Consider the following 19,914-nt stretch of genomic DNA (forward strand, 5'->3'; position numbering starts at 1 on the left):
TAAAAATGAGTTCTATAAATCTTCAAGAAAGCCAATCCTCAGGTTGCGAAACGTACATCGCTATCGTTGTCGATGAGTCGGGTTCGATAAATGGTAATGAAGCGCAGCAAATACGTGAAGGGCTGACTTCATTTATCAATTCTCAGGCTCAGAGCAAAATTACGCTTTCGTTAATCGGAATGTCAAATAGCGACAGCAATTCAAGATCAGAGCATGTTATTCAAAAAAGAATTTCTGGCAATACTTCCAGTTTTTTAAGTTGGATTAATGGTTTTGGTTCAAGATCTGCCAATCCTCAATCTGATCACTGGGCGTCTGGTTTAGAGGTTGTAAACAGTTTAACCGTAACTCCAGATATCGTCGTGATTGTTACAGATGGTTTACAAGTCAATGACATTGATTCTCTAAAAAACTTATATCAGAATCTTAATGATAAATCACATATTTTTGTTTACGGTGTCACAAGCACCGTAAACAATGCTACTGAACTGGTAACGCCAATTACTAACTTTTTAGGAAAAGCTCCTGTTGTAAAAAACAGCGGTCTTTCTATGCTGAATACAGATTATATCAGGGTTCCAGATTTCAGCACTTTAGGATCTGAATTAAATCAGTTAAGCAGTGATTTATCAATTGCTCAAATTGGATGTTTATCTAATGTAATTATTAGCCAAAATAAATTAGTTTACCCTATCCTGAAAAAAGGACTTGCTGTAAATCAAAGTGCTGGTTATTTAACTTTGAGAAATAAAAGCCGTGTGGCTCTCCCTCTTCCAGCTGGGACAAGGATTCATAATGTAAGCAATCTAAGCGGCCTAGTTTTTAAACTTCAGAATGCTGTTGTTGTACCTGCTCTTGGAAATATTGATGTCGCAATTCGAATAGATGGAACCCCAAATGCATTAGGCGATAATTCTGCTAAAATTACTTTGCCAAACGTTAACAATCCTAGTGGATTTCAAATCAATTTTAATGTTGGTAAAGAACTTTACATTGTTGATCTTAATTCGGGCAAAACTGCTTTACAATCTACAAGTCTGCAAATTGCGGCAGCAGGTTCTAAAGGTCTTGACAGTACAAAAGGAATTCATCTTCGTTGGCTTTTGGCTGGAGAGTTAGGAGAAAACCATCTACCAAAGGGTGAATTGTATAATGGTGTTAATTCTGGTTCTAACTTTAACAAACCTGACGATTTCGTAAAAGTATATAGAGCTGCTTATAATAAAGTTGCTTATAAATTAGACTTAATAAAAAAACCACAGTCAGTAGATAGTAAAAAAACGTTATGGGTTTACAAAACAGCAAATCCGCAAAGATCGATTTATGTTTACTTCAAAAACAAAGCAAAATATCTGTTGACAAGAGCGAGTATTGATCCGATGCTAAACCCATCTGGTTTTATTCAGGCTTATGGAAATGAAATTATTGAGATTGAAAATAAAAGCGAATTATTTTTTGCTGCAGAACTTAAATTCACTTCTGCAAACAACTCAGGCAGTGTTAAATTAGAAACATTATCTGTTGCTGAAAACACTATTGTAGCGGCAAAGAGAATTACAAATCGTAAGACCTACTCTTCTTCAGAGGTTACTGCAATTCGTGTTGTAGCTGAAAACGGAAGAAGCATCCGATTTAAAGCAAATAACTGCCTCTTAAACGAAATCAATTTTGAATTTTATGCTGATTTTATCCAGCATGCAAATGATAGCGGAATCTGGGATCTGAAAGGAAAATATGCTTTAACTCTTAGTGATAATAAGGCTTTTGAGCAATTAGAACCAAAATTAAATTGTGTCCACGGAAAATGGCTAAAATTTAATGATGAAGAGTATGTTAACGTTAATAATTATAAAGATAAATGGAAACGCATCACAGATGAAGATGACAAAAACATTAAGGAAGTTATTGAGAGCTATATTGGCTTAAGTGCTGACGGCACAAACCCAACTGCTTTAGAAACTATTAATTTTAATGATAACATTCCGATTAATGATCCACAACCTGGAGAAGAAGCAGAATTTGCCAAAAATTCAACTCAAATATCGAATCTGGATTTATTAAACATTGCTGCAAATGATTATCATATTGCCAGAATGTTAGGTTTAGGGTGCATTGATATTGACGAAGCTGTCCTTTCTGGAGAATATATCTATCTAACAGAGTACGTTACATTTAAGAATTTAGAAGGAGGTACAACTCCAAAAGAGGTACAACACCTTTCTATGAGTATTCCAACTTCTGTAAACACAGAACGTTTGCCTCTTCCGGTACAATTAAGTAATTATCTGCCAGGTCTTAATGCCGGTTCTGATGAAGACAATCAGACCCCAAAAATTACAGATCCTGAAGGATATAGTTTTGATGGCAAGAAAAGATATGTGAGTTTATTCATGAGCGACATCAAAGATTACAGTGTAGATACTGCATTCTTTAATTCTACAGAAGAATATGATGGAAGCACTTTTACATTCCCTATTTATGCAGGAGTAGATTATAAATTTAAAGGTGAAGCCAATTGGCAAAAACCAGAATTATCATCAGACACGGCATATTTCAATGTTAAAAAAGATTTGACTACTGGTTCATTTGAGCCTGCTCCGATTATTATTCCAGACTCAGGGAAATCATTTTTAAATGTTCGTCAAGAAAAAACAGGTTTGCAAACTTATGTCTATCAAGGATATGGTATTAATATTTTCTCAAGAGCAACATCTGGCAGACAATTAGAGATTACTTCTCACATCAAGCCAAAAAACACTTTGTTGCCTCCAACAGGCATTAATTCGCTGCTAATTACTGAAGAAAATCCATTGATGTTTACTTCAATGAATGAACAGCTTAAATTGAAAACATTATTAGAAGATCAATCCATAACTGACAAAACATATATCCGACTTCTTTTCGAATATTATGCTATTCAAGAATTATTAAGCTATACAATTCCTGACGGAGTAACGAATGCAGAAGCTTTACTTTCTGATAAAATTTATCCAGATAATGAAGAACTGTTTGCTGATTATTTTAAGCTTTATTTTAGAGATAGTCTTCCTCAAATTGAGCATGCTAAGATCACTGATATTCAAGACAGTCCAACAAGTGAACTTACGTCGATCATTACAATTCAGGAATACAAAATTTTTAGCAGTGGAGAAGAAATTAAAATCGGTTTGACCACTACTAATAAAGACCGATTTATTGGAGGTATCTTAACAGTTGGAGAACAAAACTATGTTATCCAGAATATTAATGTTGTTCGTACTGGTGAAACATTTAATTATGCCACAGTTGAAGTACTTAAAAAAGAAGTAACTGACCGTCTTGTTTCTGATGGCGACGCTACAATTGATTCTGAGCAAATTAAGGAAATAAAAAAACCAGTAAACGCATTATGTTCTTTGGTTGAGAACATGTTAACGCAAGAAAACTGGAATCAGCCAAGTCCAATTAGCTTGCAAGTTCAACTGCCAGAAGCTTTAAAAACAGTTCATAGAGAGCTTGTTCTTCAAAAAGACAGTCAAGGCAACGATAGTTTACAAGTAGAAAAAACTCGAGGAATCTGGAGTAAGAGAACAGTAATCGAAAAGGTTATAGAAAAAGCTTTTAAGGTTGATGCAAACGGCAATTATGTATTGGATAAAAATGAAAATCCGATTCCATTGCCTGACGAAGAACAAAAGCATTTTGGTTTATACAAGCTTACTTTCAAAGGGTTAAAATTAGCTCAGCATCCTCAATACAATCAAAATAACGGAAATTCAGTTGAATGGGCAAACGGTACTGTGCGCTTATTTACTAAGAGCTGTTTTGAGGGTTCTAATCCAATTCCTGTAAAATCTAGAAAAGAGTTTAAAGTTGTACGTGCAGATAATATTGGGACAGATCAAGATTTAGAATTAATTATTACTGATCCTAATTTCAAAATAAAAAAAGACATAACTCAGGAAATGGATCCTACTTATGATCATATTATTATTGAAGAAAATGAATTAAATCAGCCAAAAGAACAGGAAGTAAATTATTATCCAAGCTATAAAGTCTATCTCTTTGCTGATCCTTCAAACGGAATTACAGCAGCAAAAATTCAGCCAAGAGAAGGAGAAAACACACATTATTCAATTTTTGGAATCAGCAGCCATTCAAATTTATATAACTATGATTCTAAGATTAGTGTGCCAAATCCAATGTATGCGGTTAGAATTGAAAAACCTATTAAGCCTGAAGATGTAAAAGGACCGTTATACGCAACCAGACCTGACTTTTTTAACAGATCTACATACACCTTTACAACTAGATATACGCATAAACCTTATGGAATGCTGCATTACAGAGCCAGTGACGATGCTTTATTAAATATTTTGTATAAAACCGAAACGATTAAAATAATTCGTGAAGAACTAAGTAAACTAGGCGGAAACAATGAGAAGTATTTTGCCAACAGATGGCAGAATTTCTTAAATTTTGATGGGTTATTAGATAAAAACAACCTCCTGAATCCAACTGATTTATTAGGTCCTGATGAGCAACCAAATGTTTTGCCTCCGAGAAAACCGATAAGTTATGAAGCATATCCTGCGGATGTTGAACCATCAGACGCTTATCGTTTTCCAACACCAGATAGCGAATGGTTAATTGATTCGATCAATGGATTTATTAAATGGCATAATGAGTCACAACCGTCACAAACACCTGTTGAGAAAATTACAGCTCTTACTCATCTAAATGATATTATTATTTCGACAAGAGATGGAATTGAAAGAAACTTGCTTGCAATTCACTTTATTGAACAAGCCATTCATTCTGTTTTTGTACCACTAACAGAAGTTCCGGTTATTTACGAATACATCAGAGACAATGACTATGTGCCTATTAATAAAAAACAAACGATTAAAGATAAAAATGGAAATATTCTAAAATATCCTAATCCTGATCTGGACATTGCACCGATGATGAAAATCACAAATGCTGCCGAATTTAGAACACAATTTACTGATTTTAACCTAGATGGAAACTCACAGAGCACTTATTTCTATGGTGTACGTGAAATGGATATTAAATTGAATTTCAGTCCATTTAGCACATTTTTAGGTCCTGTAAAACTTGTTCCTTCAAATCCGCCGCAGACGCCAGAAATCAAACGAATTATGCCTGTGTTGGAAAATCAAGTTTTAGGAATCAAACCTTCTATTCAAATAGAATTAAATGCTTACAAACCAGAATATAACATCAGAAAAATAAATATCTATCGTGCTAAGAATATGCTTGATGCACAATCAATTAGAACCATGACTTCTGTCAAAGAAATTTTGATTGACGAAAATACTTTATCTGCTGACTTTAATAACGTTTGGACTGTTTACGATGAATTTGAAGATCTAGAAAGTGTTCCTTTTGGAGATGGCCTTTTTTACAGAGTTACCGTTTCTAGAGAAATTGAGTATGCCGATCCAAGTTCAACAGATCTTAATCCTATTGTTAATATTGATTATACGCCATCTCAACCATCAAAAATTACTGCGACAGTAATTGCGGATACAGTTGCTCCAGAATCTCCTACATTGACAGCCTCTGGAGATGTAACAGGGGTAAATGAATCTGTCTTGAAACCTATTGTTTTCAGCTGGGAGAAAACGGTTCATAATGGTAAGTATCATTTATACAAAATGAACAATCAAGGAAATTGGGATAAAATTCAGGAAAAAGTTTCTAACGAAGAGATTGTAACATTGCCTTTACTGGAAACCAAACTGGGAACTGATGAATTGACTATTAAAAATGACGATGGCGATAGAATCTATCACCATTTCAAAGTACTTGCCGAAAACTCTTCAGGTATGTACAGCAGTGAAGAAAAAAATCTAACACTTTAATTATTAAATGAATCCCAATGCAAATTATGTATTGGGATTCAAAATCAAGCTAATCAAAAATAATATTTACAGAAAGAAAATAAATTTCAAACAACATGGCAACAGACAGAACTAACATTGGCTACAAATTCGAGGACGGCGATATTCCATCTCAGGCGGACTTCCAGGAGGTTTTTAACAGTTTTATCCATAAAGATGAAGACAAGGCCGATTTTCAAATGGTTGAAGAAGGAAGGGATAACCTACATTATGTAACTCCTGCCCTTTTGTATACAGGTTTAAAGAATATTGGTATCATTACTGGAAATAACTATATGCCACGTAAAGAGCATTTTGACTCATTTATTGGCGATACCATTACTTTGCAATATGCACCAATTAATTACAGTGTCAAGGTATTTAAAAACGGACAGCTATTGCTTGAGAAAGAAGGTCAAGGAAATGACGGAGATTACATCATCAATTACGAAATGGCCAAAATCACCTTTTCGGGAAATATTGACAATAGAAACATTGAAGTCGATTATTGGTATAAAAATTTATCTCCAAATTCAAATCCAGGAGGCGGTTCTGGTCAACAAATTGACTTTACCAGTTTCTTGCATACTTCAGGAAATGAAACTAAAAACGGAATCTTAACTTTCAACAACACTACGCCTACCTCAACCAGCGGAATTGTATTAACAAACAGCGGTGCCGATACTGCCGCAAAAGTACTAGACGTCACTGTAAGCGGAGCTGGAAGCGGTATTGCGATTCAAAATACAGCAACGGGAACTGGTATTAAAGTATCTAACACTGGATCTGGAGCAGGTTTGCAAGTCAACTCTTCAGCAACTGCAACTGGAGATCCTTTGCAAGTATTGAAAGATAATGTCATAAATGCTAAAATTGATACTGAAGGAAAAGTAACTGCTAAAAACTTTATTACTTCAGGCGGTTTAGATACAGATTTTGTAAAAGGAGATGGTTCTCTTGACGATACTGTTTACGCTGAAGACACAAAAGTAATTCATACTTCTGGTAATGAAACTAAAGATGGAGCATTAAAACTGACTCACAATGATTCTGTTGAAGATGTTTTAACTATCATCAAAAGCAATAGTGCAAACTGCTTAAAATTAGTTCAAAACTCTACTTCTAACGCCACTACTTCTACTATTGACACGAATGCTGAAAATGTTAATAGAAAAGCAATCAGTATTCAAAAAAAACAAGTAGAAAAAGCATTTATCACACACGACGGAAACGTATCTGGAACTTCCTTTACAACTTTAAACGAAAAAGCAGATATTACCGATGGATTTTTAACCCTAGCTGCTTCTGATTCTGCAACTGCAATGGCTGGTCACGCAAAATTATATGCTAAAACAAACGGCACTACAGATTTGTATGTTATGGGTAGTGACGGTGTTGAGAAGAAAATTGGTGAGAATTCACTGGAAGGGGTGTTACTAACAACAACAGATCAGTCTTTTACTGGAATTAAATCTGTTACCAATACTGGAAATACACAAACTAATGGATTAGTCATTACCAATAATGGTGGTGGCGGAAGCAATTCTGTATCATTAACCAATAATGGTGATGGAATTGGTTTAATGTCAAACAATACGTCTACAGGTTTTGGTATTTACTCTCGCCAAACTGGCGAAGGAGGACGCGGAATTTATGCTGGTAACTCTACCGATTATGGTTATGGTTTATTTTCCCATAACACTGGGAATGGAACAGGAATATTTGCACATACTGAATTTGGATCTGGAAATGCCATATCAGCTATTACTAGTGGTGATGGAATTGGTATTCTTTCCACTACCTCATATGATGGAATTTGTATTGCTGCTAATGCAGCATCTGGAGCAACTGGTCTGCTATACGTTGGAAAAAACAACGGAGTAAATACTTTTACTGTTGATAAAACTGGTAATGTACAAGCAAATAGTTTTGTTAAATCTGGTGGTACAAGTTCTCAATACTTAATGGCTGATGGATCTGTAACCACCTCTGCAGGTGCGTCACCAGAACCTTCACAAATTACCATTACCACAACAACAAATATTACAACCGATACACTTGATGCAAATGGCAAAAAACAAATTGGAAAAAATGTCATTATCAATAATGGAACAAGTGCAATAAATATTACTGTAAATGGCGGTATAGACTTTAATGCATCCTATTTAAAACACGGTACAGGTGCAATAACTTTTATACAAGCAACAGGTAGAACATTGGTACAAGTTAATACAACGTCGACATTAAATGGAGCTGCAGGAAGCACGGCAACTATTTCTAGCATTGGCACTACAGATTATTTAAGAATTTCAAACGTATAATTATGAATCCATTATTATTTTATGAATATGGACTAAGCAAAACTCCTCCTGCTCTTCCATTTGTTTCTACTTGGAAGACTGATAATGTTTCTACAGGATCTAGTACAGCTTCACAAGTAAAATTGCCCTTAATTTACAACGGCACTTATGCTTTTAACATAGACTGGGGAGATGGTTCCTCAAATTATATCACTTCATACAACCAAGCTCAAACCTTACATACTTACACGACTCCTGGAACATATACAATTACAATTACAGGAACTTGTAAAGGATGGCAGTTTAATAATAATGGTGATAGATTAAAAATTTTATCTATAAGCTCTTGGGGAGGATTAAGACTTGGAACTAATCAAGGAAATTACTTTTTCGGGTGTGCAAATTTAAATCTATCTGCTGTTTCTGATGTATTAAATTTGGAAGGGACAACTTCATTAGCTTATTGTTTTTCTTTATGTACATCAATAACTTCAATAAACAAAATTGAGGAATGGAATACATCTGCGGTTACAAATATGTATTGTATGTTTTATAGTGTATCATTATTCAACCAAAACATTGGGTCTTGGATTACTTCGACTGTGACAAATATGAGCTATATGTTTTTTGGGGCATCATTATTTAACCAAAACATTGGTTCTTGGGATACTTCGGCTGTGACAAATATGGCCGCTATGTTTAGTAGTGCTTCGGCATTCAATCAAAACATTAACTCTTGGAATACTTCTGCTGTGACAGATATGAGTAGTATGTTTTACAAAGCGTCATCTTTCAACCAAAACATTGGTTCCTGGAATACCTCGAAAGTGAAAGATATGAATACCATGTTTACTGAAGCTAAAGTATTTAATCAAAATATTGGTTCTTGGGATACTTCGGCTGTGACACGTATGGATAATATGTTTTCCGGAGCTACAGCATTTGATCAACCTATAGACAACTGGAACACAGCAGCTGTAACAGGTATGAGTAGTATGTTTAATTCAGCCATAGTTTTCAACCAAAACATTGGCTCTTGGAATACTTCAGCGGTGACAAATATGCGTATGATGTTTAGTTCAGCTACAGCATTCAACCAAAACATTGGAGCATGGAATACTTCAAATGTCACAAATATGGAATCTATGTTTTCTCGAGCTATTGCATTTAATCAAAATTTAGGAGACTGGTCTGTATCCAAGGTAACAAATATGGGGTGGATGTTTGGTTATGCTACTGCATTTAATAACGGTGGAAGTCCAAGTATTAATAATTGGGATACTTCTGCGGTAACAGGCATGTACAGTATGTTTGCTGCTGCTGATAATTCTGTTTCTGAATTTAACCAACCAATTGGCTCTTGGAATACTTCGAATGTGACAAATATGTCCAGCATGTTTGAATCAACTACTAAATTCAACCAAAACTTAGGTTCTTGGGATGTATCAAAAGTAATGCATATGCAGTATTCATTTTTTAAAGCTAAGGGCTTCAACAATGGCGAAAGCCCTGACATAAACAATTGGGATACTTCTTCTGTAATAAATATGAACGCTATGTTTAATAGGGCTATAGCATTCAACCAAAACATAGGAAATTGGAACGTTTCAAAAGTAACAAATATGAGCACTATGTTTGCTTCAGCTACAACATTCAACCAAAACATTGGCTCTTGGAATACCCTATCTGTAATTGATATGGGTAGTATGTTTAGTAGCGCTTCGACATTCAACCAAAATATTGGATCTTGGAATGTATCTGCTGTAACAAATATGAGTGCTATGTTTAATGATGCCGTGTTATTCAATCAAGATATAGGAAATTGGAATACTTCAAACGTGACAAATATGAGTTCTATGTTTAGTAGGGCAACAGCATTTAATCAAAACATAGGAAATTGGAATATTAGTAATGTAACTAATTTTTCATTTTTTATGGCTGAAAAAACAATCTTAAATTTTTCACTATCAAATTTAGATGCTATTTATAATGGTTGGAGTTCAAGACCAGTAAAACCTTCAACAACAGTTTCTTTTGGATATGTAAGATACACAGCTGCAAGTGCAGCATCTCGAGCAATTCTTACAGGAGCACCAAATAATTGGTCAATTACTGATGGAGGAATGATGCCATAATAATTTATTCTCTAAATAAAATTCAAAAACACATTAAAACAAATAAAAAAATGGAAAACATAACAATCAATAAAAAAGAAGCAAAAACAATCAACGCAGAACAATTAAAGAAATTACAAGATTTTAACGTCTTTATGGATAAAGCGAGATTGTCGTTGGGAGAATTGTCTATTCAATACGAATTTCAAAAAGCAGATATTTTAAGCCAGATTGCCGCTCAACAGCAAAACTTCAACGAACTGGAAAAAGCTATTAAGGATGAGCACGGAGATATTCGAGTGAACATTGAAACTGGTGAAATTGTAAAACAAGAGCAAGAATAATTCTTGATCATAATTTTTGGATAGTTATTTAGGAACCACAAATTTATCAGCCTTCGTGGCGTGGTTCCTATTGGCTTTAATACTCCTCTATCGCATTCTTCGTCTACTTATTTCTAGACAATCTACTTAATTTAATTATTGCCTTTCTATAAAATTCAATTTACAGCAAGAAAATAAATTATAAAAAGTGAATCAAAAAAAGCCTATAAAAATTGGCTTTCACCTCATCGAACTTAGTTATTGCTTGAGTCGATCCTTTTCTAAGTTGAGACAAATCATAATCAATTATAAACAAAGTATGGAATATTACAATATAGCCAAGTCATTGACTGCGGCAAAAAATGATTGCGCTGCCGGAGTCATGGGTACTTCCGTCACGCTTACTGCAAATGCAAATCAATTTGTATCCAACATTAGTGTCGAAGATGCCAATGCAAAAGCTGATGCATGGTTAGCAGCAAATGTTCAGGCTTATGCAAATAACGCTGGGTCTTGCAGAATCACAGCCTGGAGAGGAGTAAATCCTTCTTGTGTTGTTGAACCCGATGTAACACTATCTCCTTTTAACTACATGGTCATTAGATATAAATGGGCACTCGGAGCAGGGCAAGATTTTGATACTTATACTGGAATTATTAATTCAGGAACCTCTTTAGATAATAAATGGATGGGATGGGGTCATGGATTTAATAACGAAATTCCAGAAAATACTACTGCTGCCAATACTCACATTATGTGGGCGGGAGATAACAGACAAACAAATGGTGTTGAAGCCTGTCTTGTTAATTTTAGTAAAATAACAGCAGACTACCCTACTTTAAATACTGTTCAAGTACGAATGGCTGGCTCATGGTATACTGCTGTTGGAACAGGAAATATAGATGTAGAAATTGTTACTTATCTAGGTGGTACAATGCAGAAATCAGGATTTGACATAATCAACGTTGGAGGAACTCTAGTTGATCAAAAGAACTTTTCTAAAAAGGTACCAATCCAGGGTATCAATCTTTCTAAAAATATCGAAGCTGTTACTAATCTTGGATACATCACTTATATTAAAGATTCGTCTACAGGACGAATCGTAATTAAATATTAAAAACCAAAAAATATGGGAAATACAGGATATAAATCTTTTGCGGCACTAGAATTATACTATGTTGATGACGGAAGCTCAACAGGACAACCGACAAAACCAAATGTAGTTACAGATCCAGATTATATTGCACCCGTCTTAGATACTGCCACTTGTGCTCCTAGCGTAAGATATTATAGCGTAGAAAAAAGGTTAAGCGCCCAAAAAAATAACTGCGGAGCAGGATACACTGGCAGCATCGTGACACTTACCGCAGATGCAAATCTATTTTTTTCTACGATAAGTCTTGCAGATGCCAATGCACAAGCCGATGCATGGTTGGCTGCAAACGTACAGACTCATGCAAACAATGCGGGAACTTGCGAAGTTACTTATATACCTCCAACTGGTGGTGGAGGTGGTGGCGCAGGTGGGTGTCTCGTTGAAGGCACTCTAATTACATTACCTGATGGTTCAAGAAAAGCAATTGAAGAACTGACTCTTGACCAACTCTTACTTTCTTCTGAAATTGAAACCCTTAATGACACCAATAATGCTGAAGAGTTATACAAATGGTCTTGTGATCACTTATCTGAAAATAGAATTACTTCTCCAATAACGAAACTCTCTCATAAAGTTGCCCATAAAACAATTATTGTGAATGATGGCTTGTTTGAGGCTACTCCTACCCACCTACAGTTAGTTCAGCGCGATGGTCATTGGAGATTTGTTCCTTTAGGAGATATTCTAGTTGGAGATAATTTGTATACGATCAATAAAGAAATTATTCCAGTTACTGCCGTAACGATCAATTTAGAAAAACGAAATATCTATCCAATGACATTAAATCCATTTCATACCTTTTTTGCAAATGGAATTTTAACTCATAATTATAAACAACCGCTCGCTCATAACGATTAAAATGGAATGTCAACTTGACAAATAACAATTGTTCTTTCCTATAAGAGTCTCATAAGTATTTAATCCAAATTCTACAGAAAAAATCTTTTTTAATTGACCATCAAAAAAATTTAGTCAAAAGAAAAACAACTGTAGAATTTGGATTTACTCGTATAACATTCCCACAGAAAGGTTTTAAAATAACTTGCAATTAACAATAAAAAATGGAGACAAACCATAACAGAATAAAAGTCGCTGACTTAGAAACAAATGAATCAAACAGAATTCTAATTACTAATGAAAAAGGTGAATTAACCTTTAATACTATTCCTGAAAAAACTTTTAAAACTATCAGCGGTGAATCTATCCTTGGAAGTGGAGATATAGCCTTATCAAATAAGCAAGATGTTTCTAATCAAATTAGTGTAACATTACCTGCAACTGTTCAAGATTCATGGCATGGAAAAACGGTAAAATTTACAGGAACAGGAATCTTAACAATCCCCAATTCATTTATTAATTCAGGAATGTGTTTTGAAGGAATTACCAAAGTAGGAACATCTTTAACTTGGTCTATAACCTCTCCCAAAACATTTGAATTTGGAATGCCTCCTGCAGTAAGTGAAAAACAGATTTTTACATTCATGCAAAATGAAGGTCAGCATTCAATAATGATTTTAGGACTATAATTATGGGATTAAGAAAAACAGTTTTTGGAAGGTCAAAAATAAATTCTGTGTTCTACAGGGGGAAAGCTAAAACTAATTTATTAACTCAAATGTATACCTCTTTTAGCCCTGACGGAACAAGATTATATGCAACCTTACACAATGGGCCAGATTCGATAGCGCAGTATTCCTTATCAACTCCTTGGGATGTAACCACAGCAACCTATTTAAGTAAATCTATAACTATGACTCAGAACGGCGAAAGTCAGATTAGAGGACATTCCTTTTCTCCTGATGGCAAAAAGGTTTTCGTTTCTGGAACAACATCTAAATGTATTTACTTTTATCAGCTTGCAACGGCATGGGATGTCTCTACAATTAGTTATGTGGGATATTATCCGATCGGAACAACAGGATATAATTTTTTAAGTTCAGACGGAATGATGTTCTTTAATCATACTGGCAGCACTCTTACAAAATACCTTCTATCGGCTCCATGGGATCTAAGTACCCTAACACCATCTCAAACGCTTAATTTTAGTACACATGGATTTTACGTTACTCCCGATGGCAAATCTATTTTATATACAAGATTGAGTGGCCAAAGATCAGTTATCAAAATAAATCTGCAAAATCCTTATGACTTGGCTGGTGCAATTACTTCTGAATCAATTGACTTATCTGCTATAATACCTGCTGCAAATTTTTATGCTGTCAATTTTAGTCCTGATGGTTTAAAAATGGCTTGGAGCAACTACACATCTAGCATTTGGAGTTTTGATCTTTCCAAACCTTTCAAAATAAATGCAACTTTAAAAATAATTTAAATGAAATTGATAGCCTCACCAAAATTTTACCACTAAAGCATTAAGGACTTATTTAATAAAAAAACACTCCTAAAATGAGCACAAATCACAATAGAATAAAAGTCTCTGACTTAGAAACAAATGAATCAAACAAAATCCTAATTACTAATGAAAAAGGTGAATTAACCTTTAATGCTATTCCTGAAAAAACCTTCAAAACAGTCAATGGAGAATCAATCCTAGGAAACGGAGATATCGACTTATCAAATAAACAGGATATCTCTAATCAATTAGAAGTAAATTCAAACCAAACCATTACATCAAACTGGCATGGTAAAACTGTACTCTTTACAACTAACTGCACAATTATAGTACCGGCTTCACTACCTCAAAGTTTTATTTTTAACGGAATCACGTTACCCGGAGTAAGTGTGACTTGGGAAATTACAGCACCACATACTTGGCTATTCGGAACTCCTTCGGTTACGTCCGAAAAACAGATTTTCACTTTTACAAAAAGAGGAAATACAAATAGTATTTTATTATTAGGAGTATAATTATGGGAGCCTTATTACAAAATACAGTTTTTGGAAAGCAAAAGATCAAACCTAATACTTTCATCGGAGGGGTTTCTTCCTCTTTAAGTACCCCTGCTTTAGTTGCGACAAAACTCAAAATACCAGTTTCTCGGATTAAATCTTTTAGTATAGTTGAAAATAACATTCAATTTGCCGTAATAGGAGGAAGTTATATTTTACCAAATCTTAATAGTGGACCATTTAATGGCTTTGGCGAAGGTATTACTTACTATGATGACAGAGATGGTCTAGTGACGAGAGTTGCACATTCTTGTTTTAGAAATAGTGATTCTACTCCAACCCTATTATGGGTTAATCTTCCAAATTGTACAATATTTGAAAATTATGCATTTGGTGGATGCACTACACTACAAACAGTAAATGCACCATTAATTACTACAATTGGTCAATTTGCATTTGCATCAACCAAAATTACAAATGTAAGCTACAACTATTGTACAAGTGTAGCAGATTCAGCTTTCGCCGGTTGCATGCAAAACACTTCGGTGAATTTACCTGTTTGCACAACCTTAGAGCGAAATGCTTTTTTGAATAATTCAAAATTAAACACTGTTACATTACCCAATGTAACAACAATTGGAGCGAGTTGTTTTGAAAATAACCCAAATTTAGAATATGTCTCAATGCCAAATCTTACATCTATACCAACTGGAGCTTTTAGATATTGCCCTTTAGCAACGTTTAATTTTCCTTCTGTGACATTTATAGGTTCACAATCTTTTCGTGACAACGCGGCACAAACTATTTTTTATTTTCCAGAATTACTTAGCGCAGATGTAAGCTCATTCTATGGAACTAAAGCGACTGATTACATATTTAATAAATTAACCAGTTGTGCCAATTATGCTTTTTCTAACTGTACTAATGCTGTTAATATAAACATCCCAAAATGCACACAACTAGGCGAAAATTCGTCATACAACAATGTTTTTGATGGTATTAAAAAAGGTTGTTCTATAACTGTAAATATATTTCTGCAAAATAATAATACAAATACACCAGATGGAGATTTACAATTTGCTATATCATCAAGATCTGCCCTCGTAAATTTTACTCTATAAACCATAGCACATTTATTTAGTTCAATGAAAATCCAAACTCAATAAAAGAAACTATGATAAACGGAAACCACAACAGAATAAAAATGACACACTTCAGGAATTAGTTGTCGCAATTGAAATGGTTCCCAATTCTTTAAACAGAACATTTGGCAAATAATTTAAATACTAACTGAACTGAAAAAGCTTTAAATACCGAGACGAAAAAACTTTGCAACACCATCAAATTGATAAAATTACCAACAAAGACCTTCTTTCTGATTCGGAAATTGAGCGTATAGCAATGCTTTCAAATATTATTTATTAACTAAAAAACAGGAAATGGCTTTAAATTCTAACGGCCCATTATCACTAGGCAACATCTGTACCGAGAAAAGCATACCTTCAACAAATGCTTCTCTTACCACATTATCCACAACAAACATTAATGCGGCAAGTAGTGCAAAACCTAACGGCACTGCTCCCCATAGCATAAGTGAATTTTACAATTACAATCATTCTGCAATACCTCCCTCGATAACTATTACTAGTTATAGTTCTGGGTATCTTTATTTTACTTTAAGCGGAACAGGATACTCAACTTCTGCGGTAACTGTTAAAAAAAGTACGGTCTCTGCAAATGGACCTTGGACAAATGATACTAATTCATCTATTTCACCCAGAAATGTGGGAATTCCTTCAGTAACGACTTGGTACCAAATAGAAGATGCAATTAATCCGTCAATACTTTCTAATGTATATCAATATGTAAAAACTGATAATACTCCACCGCCTGCACCAACTCTTACTGGATCGTATAATAACCCAGGAAGAGCTCTTACATTATCATGGAACGTTGTTACTGATCCCTCTAGTCCTGTTACCTACAAACTTTATTCTAGCAATGTTTTTCAGACTAACAACACATCAAATACAGTAACATTATATGGAGCATGGATTAATCAGGGAAGCAATTCATGGACTGTAAGGGCTGTAGACGCAGCTGGTAATATTTCTGGCAATAGTAACGCATACACATTTGTAGCTTCATAAAAGTAATAACCATTCAATTAAAAAAATATAAAAATGACAAAACTAATTAAACACAGCAAAGAAAATATTAATGTAAAACGAGAAGCCACAAATTATACTGCAACAAGCAATGATTTAAAAGGCCATCTCCAAGGTATTGACAATGCATTAGGAAATAATCCTGGAAATGGAACTTCTGATCAAAACAATTTCGTAAGGAACATTTACATTGACATCAATTATCTAAATGCAGGTGAATCATCAGAAATTACAGCCGATATGCTTAATGAATATTTTGCAGGTTTGCCCGATGAAGAAAAAACAATTTTAGACACCGACAGCAAAACAAATATTGTTGTTTTTCGACATGTTTATACGAGTTAAAATGATATGAATATTTATATCATTAGCTGGTTTAACAACCGTTTAAATCGGGTTCATAGCTTTAAAGAGTTAATTCACCATTATTTAAAACTAGATTATAAAATAGTGGTTTTATGGATGAACGATGAAAAGTATAAAATTTCACATCCAAATATTAACTACATCAATTCTAAGGTTATCAATGCATCTGCAGCAAGAAACCAGCTTCTTAAAATATTTTACAATTCAGATCAAAATGAAGCTGTTTTCAGTGATGATGATGTACAAATCTTAACCGACGATTTACTGCAGGAAAGTTTTAATGGTAATGACATTGTCACTTTTATCAGCCATATAAAGCGTAAACCTAAAACCTTCAAATATCCATTTTTCTCGAGCACGCTTTTTAAAGTTAAAAAAAATAGCACTAGAGTTTTTTTTGACGAAAACCTGCAAGCAAACCAAGATTTAGATTTTGGCTACAACTGCTTTTTTAACAAATTAAAAATTAAAGAAGTATACACTGCAAAACTTTACAACAACAAAGAAAATTCGGTAATGTTTCTTGATGAGGACGACCGGAAAAAAAAGAAAAAAGAAACATTTAATCTAATAAATAAAAAATATGGAATTACCCTATAATGCAGAAATTTTACATGTTATAGAATTAATCAACATAGGAAAAGGTCTCATCCCAACCTTAAGCGACAGCAATCTATTGGCCATAAAAGAGCCATCAGAAAAGGCTGTTCCTTCAATGAGTGAAATTATCCAAGTATCAAATTCAAATGGATTCTATGATAATTATTTTACAGTTTATCAATACTCTTCTAGAGCTGGTTTTTCAATTAATAACTATAATTATTCAGACTTTTATCAATTTCCTGTTTTGGAATTAGGTATTTTTAATTACTACGGAAATGGTTTAGCAAGAGGTTTCTCTTTTTATTATGACAAAACTATTTTTAACGATGTCCAGCAAAAAGGGATAGAATATGAAAGCATAGATCCGCTTTATGCAACTCCAAATACCTTAGCTACTAGAGGATTTGTACTTAAAACAAAATACAAGCATATTTCTGAAAACAACACCGAAGAGGGTGTTTACAATGTAACGGAAGAAGATTTAGGAAAAACCCTTATTGTTTCGGCACCAATCCCAATCTCAATCAAGCTGGAAGCTATTACAGAATTTAGCTTTGAAGTATTTAATAATTCACAATTTCCAGTTACGATCTCTTCGCCAGATCCTTTAGTTTCTTTTTCCAGCAAAGCAAATAGCAACACGATTAATATTAAGAAAAAAGGGTTAGTAAAAGTATTCAATGGCTCATTCACTCAATTGTATCAAGTTGCTGGAGATATTGATAATACTGTAAACAACACGACTACTTCAGCTTTAAATAATTCGCAGCTAAATGCTGCGTATCCTTCAGCAGAAACTGGATTTAAAGTGCCTTGCCTTAATATCGCTTCTGGAGCATTAATGTATGAAAAAACAGCAAACGGTTGGATACAGTACGCTATACAAACCGTTAGTTAAAACTTAAACCCTATTTTATTTTTTCGAAAACAAGTAAAATTATTAATTTCAATCAATTCAAATGTATACAAATCATAACAGGATAAGAGTATCCGACTTAGAAACAAATGCCCCTAACAAAATCTTAATCACTAATGAAAAAGGTGAATTAACCTTTAATAGTGCGAGTGAGTTAGGGTTAGGTACAAATAAATTTCGAAAAGAAAATTTTGAATTTACAGGTTCAAAATTATTTACTTTATCAGAACCCGCATTAAATGTTTTAGCTGTAGTTGTAGATGGTATTACCCTAAACGGCACACCTGGCGCGCCGTTACAATATCGAATGAACAACTCTACTTCATTAGAAATACTTGACGAAATGATTGTTGGTGAAGACTTTTGGGTAAGCATTACTTACAATTATGCGGGTTCTGTTGATGGCGGACAACCTGAACCTGGAAACTATACTGCAGATCAAATTACAGAAACAGCAAACAGAAAGTTTCAATCGGCAAACCAACAAGCCTTTAACGATGCAACCTCAAGTATTCAAACTCAATTAAACTCAAAAGAGCCATCAATAGCAACAGGTACAAATTCTCAATATTTTAGAGGAGATAAAACTTGGCAGACTCTTGACAAATCAGCTGTTGGCTTAAGCAATGTTAACGATACCGCGGATGCCACTAAAAATGTTTTATCTGCTACAAAACTAGCAACTGCTAGAACAATCAACGGGGTTTCTTTTGACGGATCGGCAAATATTACAATCAATGCTGCCGATTCTACGGCGAGAATTGCTTCTAGCGAAAAAGGTACCGCAAACGGAGTTGCAACTCTTGATGCCAGCGGAATTATTCCAACTTCTCAATTGCCAAGTTATGTTGATGATGTATTAGAATTTACAAACTTATCAGGTTTCCCTGCAACAGGTGAAACAGGAAAAATCTATGTTGCAAAAGACACCAATAAAACCTATCGCTGGAGCGGAACGGCTTACATTTTTATCACTAGCGGTGCTGTAGACAGCGTTGCAGGCAAAACCGGTGTGGTAACATTAGCCAAAGCTGATGTTGGTTTGGCAAATGCCGACAATACTGCTGATGCCGCTAAAAATGTTTTATCAGCCACTAAATTAACGACGGCAAGAACTATTAATGGCGTTTCTTTTGACGGATCGGCAAATATTACAATCAATGCTGTCGATTCTACTGCGAGAATTGCTTCTAGCGAAAAAGGCGCCGCAAACGGAGTGGCAACTCTTGATGC

General features: G+C 34.4%; 15 protein-coding genes. All 15 read left to right on the forward strand.

The features are described from left to right. Positions 1-5 precede the first annotated feature (5 nt). Positions 6-5,867, forward strand: a complete 5,862-nt coding sequence (locus DMA14_RS06590; RefSeq protein ID WP_111423973.1) for a VWA domain-containing protein — start codon at positions 6-8, stop codon at positions 5,865-5,867. Positions 5,868-5,962: 95 nt separating this feature from the next. Next, on the forward strand, positions 5,963-8,206 hold the full coding sequence (locus DMA14_RS06595) for a beta strand repeat-containing protein (protein ID WP_111423974.1): 2,244 nt from the start codon (positions 5,963-5,965) through the stop codon (positions 8,204-8,206). A gap of 2 nt (positions 8,207-8,208) precedes the next feature. Then, positions 8,209-10,320, forward strand: a complete 2,112-nt coding sequence (locus DMA14_RS06600; RefSeq protein WP_111423975.1) for a BspA family leucine-rich repeat surface protein — start codon at positions 8,209-8,211, stop codon at positions 10,318-10,320. 50 nt (positions 10,321-10,370) lie between these two features. Further along, positions 10,371-10,643 (forward strand): hypothetical protein, encoded by a 273-nt coding sequence (locus DMA14_RS06605; protein ID WP_111423976.1) that lies wholly within the window; start codon positions 10,371-10,373, stop codon positions 10,641-10,643. Between the two features lie 298 nt (positions 10,644-10,941). Continuing rightward, positions 10,942-11,739, forward strand: a complete 798-nt coding sequence (locus tag DMA14_RS06610) for a DUF5977 domain-containing protein (protein ID WP_111423977.1) — start codon at positions 10,942-10,944, stop codon at positions 11,737-11,739. 12 nt (positions 11,740-11,751) lie between these two features. Then, complete coding sequence (locus DMA14_RS06615; protein ID WP_111423978.1) at positions 11,752-12,636, forward strand: DUF5977 domain-containing protein; 885 nt, start codon at positions 11,752-11,754, stop codon at positions 12,634-12,636. A 203-nt stretch (positions 12,637-12,839) separates the two neighbouring features. Then, positions 12,840-13,304, forward strand: a complete 465-nt coding sequence (locus DMA14_RS06620) for a hypothetical protein (protein ID WP_111423979.1) — start codon at positions 12,840-12,842, stop codon at positions 13,302-13,304. 89 nt (positions 13,305-13,393) lie between these two features. Next, entirely contained in the window at positions 13,394-14,110 is a 717-nt protein-coding gene (locus DMA14_RS06625) for a YncE family protein (protein WP_157957684.1), read from the forward strand. A 74-nt stretch (positions 14,111-14,184) separates the two neighbouring features. Continuing rightward, complete coding sequence (locus DMA14_RS06630) at positions 14,185-14,646, forward strand: hypothetical protein (protein WP_111423981.1); 462 nt, start codon at positions 14,185-14,187, stop codon at positions 14,644-14,646. A gap of 2 nt (positions 14,647-14,648) precedes the next feature. Next, positions 14,649-15,749 (forward strand): leucine-rich repeat domain-containing protein, encoded by a 1,101-nt coding sequence (locus DMA14_RS06635; RefSeq protein WP_111423982.1) that lies wholly within the window; start codon positions 14,649-14,651, stop codon positions 15,747-15,749. Positions 15,750-16,067: 318 nt separating this feature from the next. Further along, the gene (locus DMA14_RS06640; RefSeq protein ID WP_111423983.1) at positions 16,068-16,778 is read left to right on the forward strand and encodes a hypothetical protein; all 711 of its coding nucleotides are present in this window, start codon (positions 16,068-16,070) and stop codon (positions 16,776-16,778) included. 33 nt (positions 16,779-16,811) lie between these two features. Continuing rightward, positions 16,812-17,141 (forward strand): hypothetical protein, encoded by a 330-nt coding sequence (locus DMA14_RS06645; protein ID WP_111423984.1) that lies wholly within the window; start codon positions 16,812-16,814, stop codon positions 17,139-17,141. 6 nt (positions 17,142-17,147) lie between these two features. Then, entirely contained in the window at positions 17,148-17,762 is a 615-nt protein-coding gene (locus DMA14_RS06650) for a hypothetical protein (protein ID WP_111423985.1), read from the forward strand. Then, on the forward strand, positions 17,746-18,663 hold the full coding sequence (locus DMA14_RS06655; RefSeq protein ID WP_111423986.1) for a hypothetical protein: 918 nt from the start codon (positions 17,746-17,748) through the stop codon (positions 18,661-18,663). The genes DMA14_RS06650 and DMA14_RS06655 overlap by 17 nt, the downstream gene beginning before the upstream one ends. A 61-nt stretch (positions 18,664-18,724) precedes the next feature. Then, positions 18,725-19,914, forward strand: a 1,190-nt coding sequence (locus DMA14_RS22895) for a hypothetical protein (RefSeq protein ID WP_203418270.1), incomplete at its 3' end; no start/stop codon positions are given.

Source organism: Flavobacterium sharifuzzamanii (assembly GCF_003254585.1).
In the GTDB taxonomy this organism is placed as follows: Bacteria; Bacteroidota; Bacteroidia; order Flavobacteriales; family Flavobacteriaceae; genus Flavobacterium; species Flavobacterium sharifuzzamanii.

Excerpts from the sequence above, each read along its gene's own strand:
- DMA14_RS06590 (WP_111423973.1), top strand. The coding sequence starts at position 6 with ATGAGTTCTATAAATCTTCAAGAAAGCCAATCCTCAGGTTGCGAAACG.
- DMA14_RS06595 (WP_111423974.1), top strand. The coding sequence starts at position 5,963 with ATGGCAACAGACAGAACTAACATTGGCTACAAATTCGAGGACGGCGAT.
- DMA14_RS06600 (WP_111423975.1), top strand. The coding sequence starts at position 8,209 with ATGAATCCATTATTATTTTATGAATATGGACTAAGCAAAACTCCTCCT.
- DMA14_RS06605 (WP_111423976.1), top strand. The coding sequence starts at position 10,371 with ATGGAAAACATAACAATCAATAAAAAAGAAGCAAAAACAATCAACGCA.
- DMA14_RS06610 (WP_111423977.1), top strand. The coding sequence starts at position 10,942 with ATGGAATATTACAATATAGCCAAGTCATTGACTGCGGCAAAAAATGAT.
- DMA14_RS06615 (WP_111423978.1), top strand. The coding sequence starts at position 11,752 with ATGGGAAATACAGGATATAAATCTTTTGCGGCACTAGAATTATACTAT.
- DMA14_RS06620 (WP_111423979.1), top strand. The coding sequence starts at position 12,840 with ATGGAGACAAACCATAACAGAATAAAAGTCGCTGACTTAGAAACAAAT.
- DMA14_RS06625 (WP_157957684.1), top strand. The coding sequence starts at position 13,394 with ATGTATACCTCTTTTAGCCCTGACGGAACAAGATTATATGCAACCTTA.
- DMA14_RS06630 (WP_111423981.1), top strand. The coding sequence starts at position 14,185 with ATGAGCACAAATCACAATAGAATAAAAGTCTCTGACTTAGAAACAAAT.
- DMA14_RS06635 (WP_111423982.1), top strand. The coding sequence starts at position 14,649 with ATGGGAGCCTTATTACAAAATACAGTTTTTGGAAAGCAAAAGATCAAA.
- DMA14_RS06640 (WP_111423983.1), top strand. The coding sequence starts at position 16,068 with ATGGCTTTAAATTCTAACGGCCCATTATCACTAGGCAACATCTGTACC.
- DMA14_RS06645 (WP_111423984.1), top strand. The coding sequence starts at position 16,812 with ATGACAAAACTAATTAAACACAGCAAAGAAAATATTAATGTAAAACGA.
- DMA14_RS06650 (WP_111423985.1), top strand. The coding sequence starts at position 17,148 with ATGAATATTTATATCATTAGCTGGTTTAACAACCGTTTAAATCGGGTT.
- DMA14_RS06655 (WP_111423986.1), top strand. The coding sequence starts at position 17,746 with ATGGAATTACCCTATAATGCAGAAATTTTACATGTTATAGAATTAATC.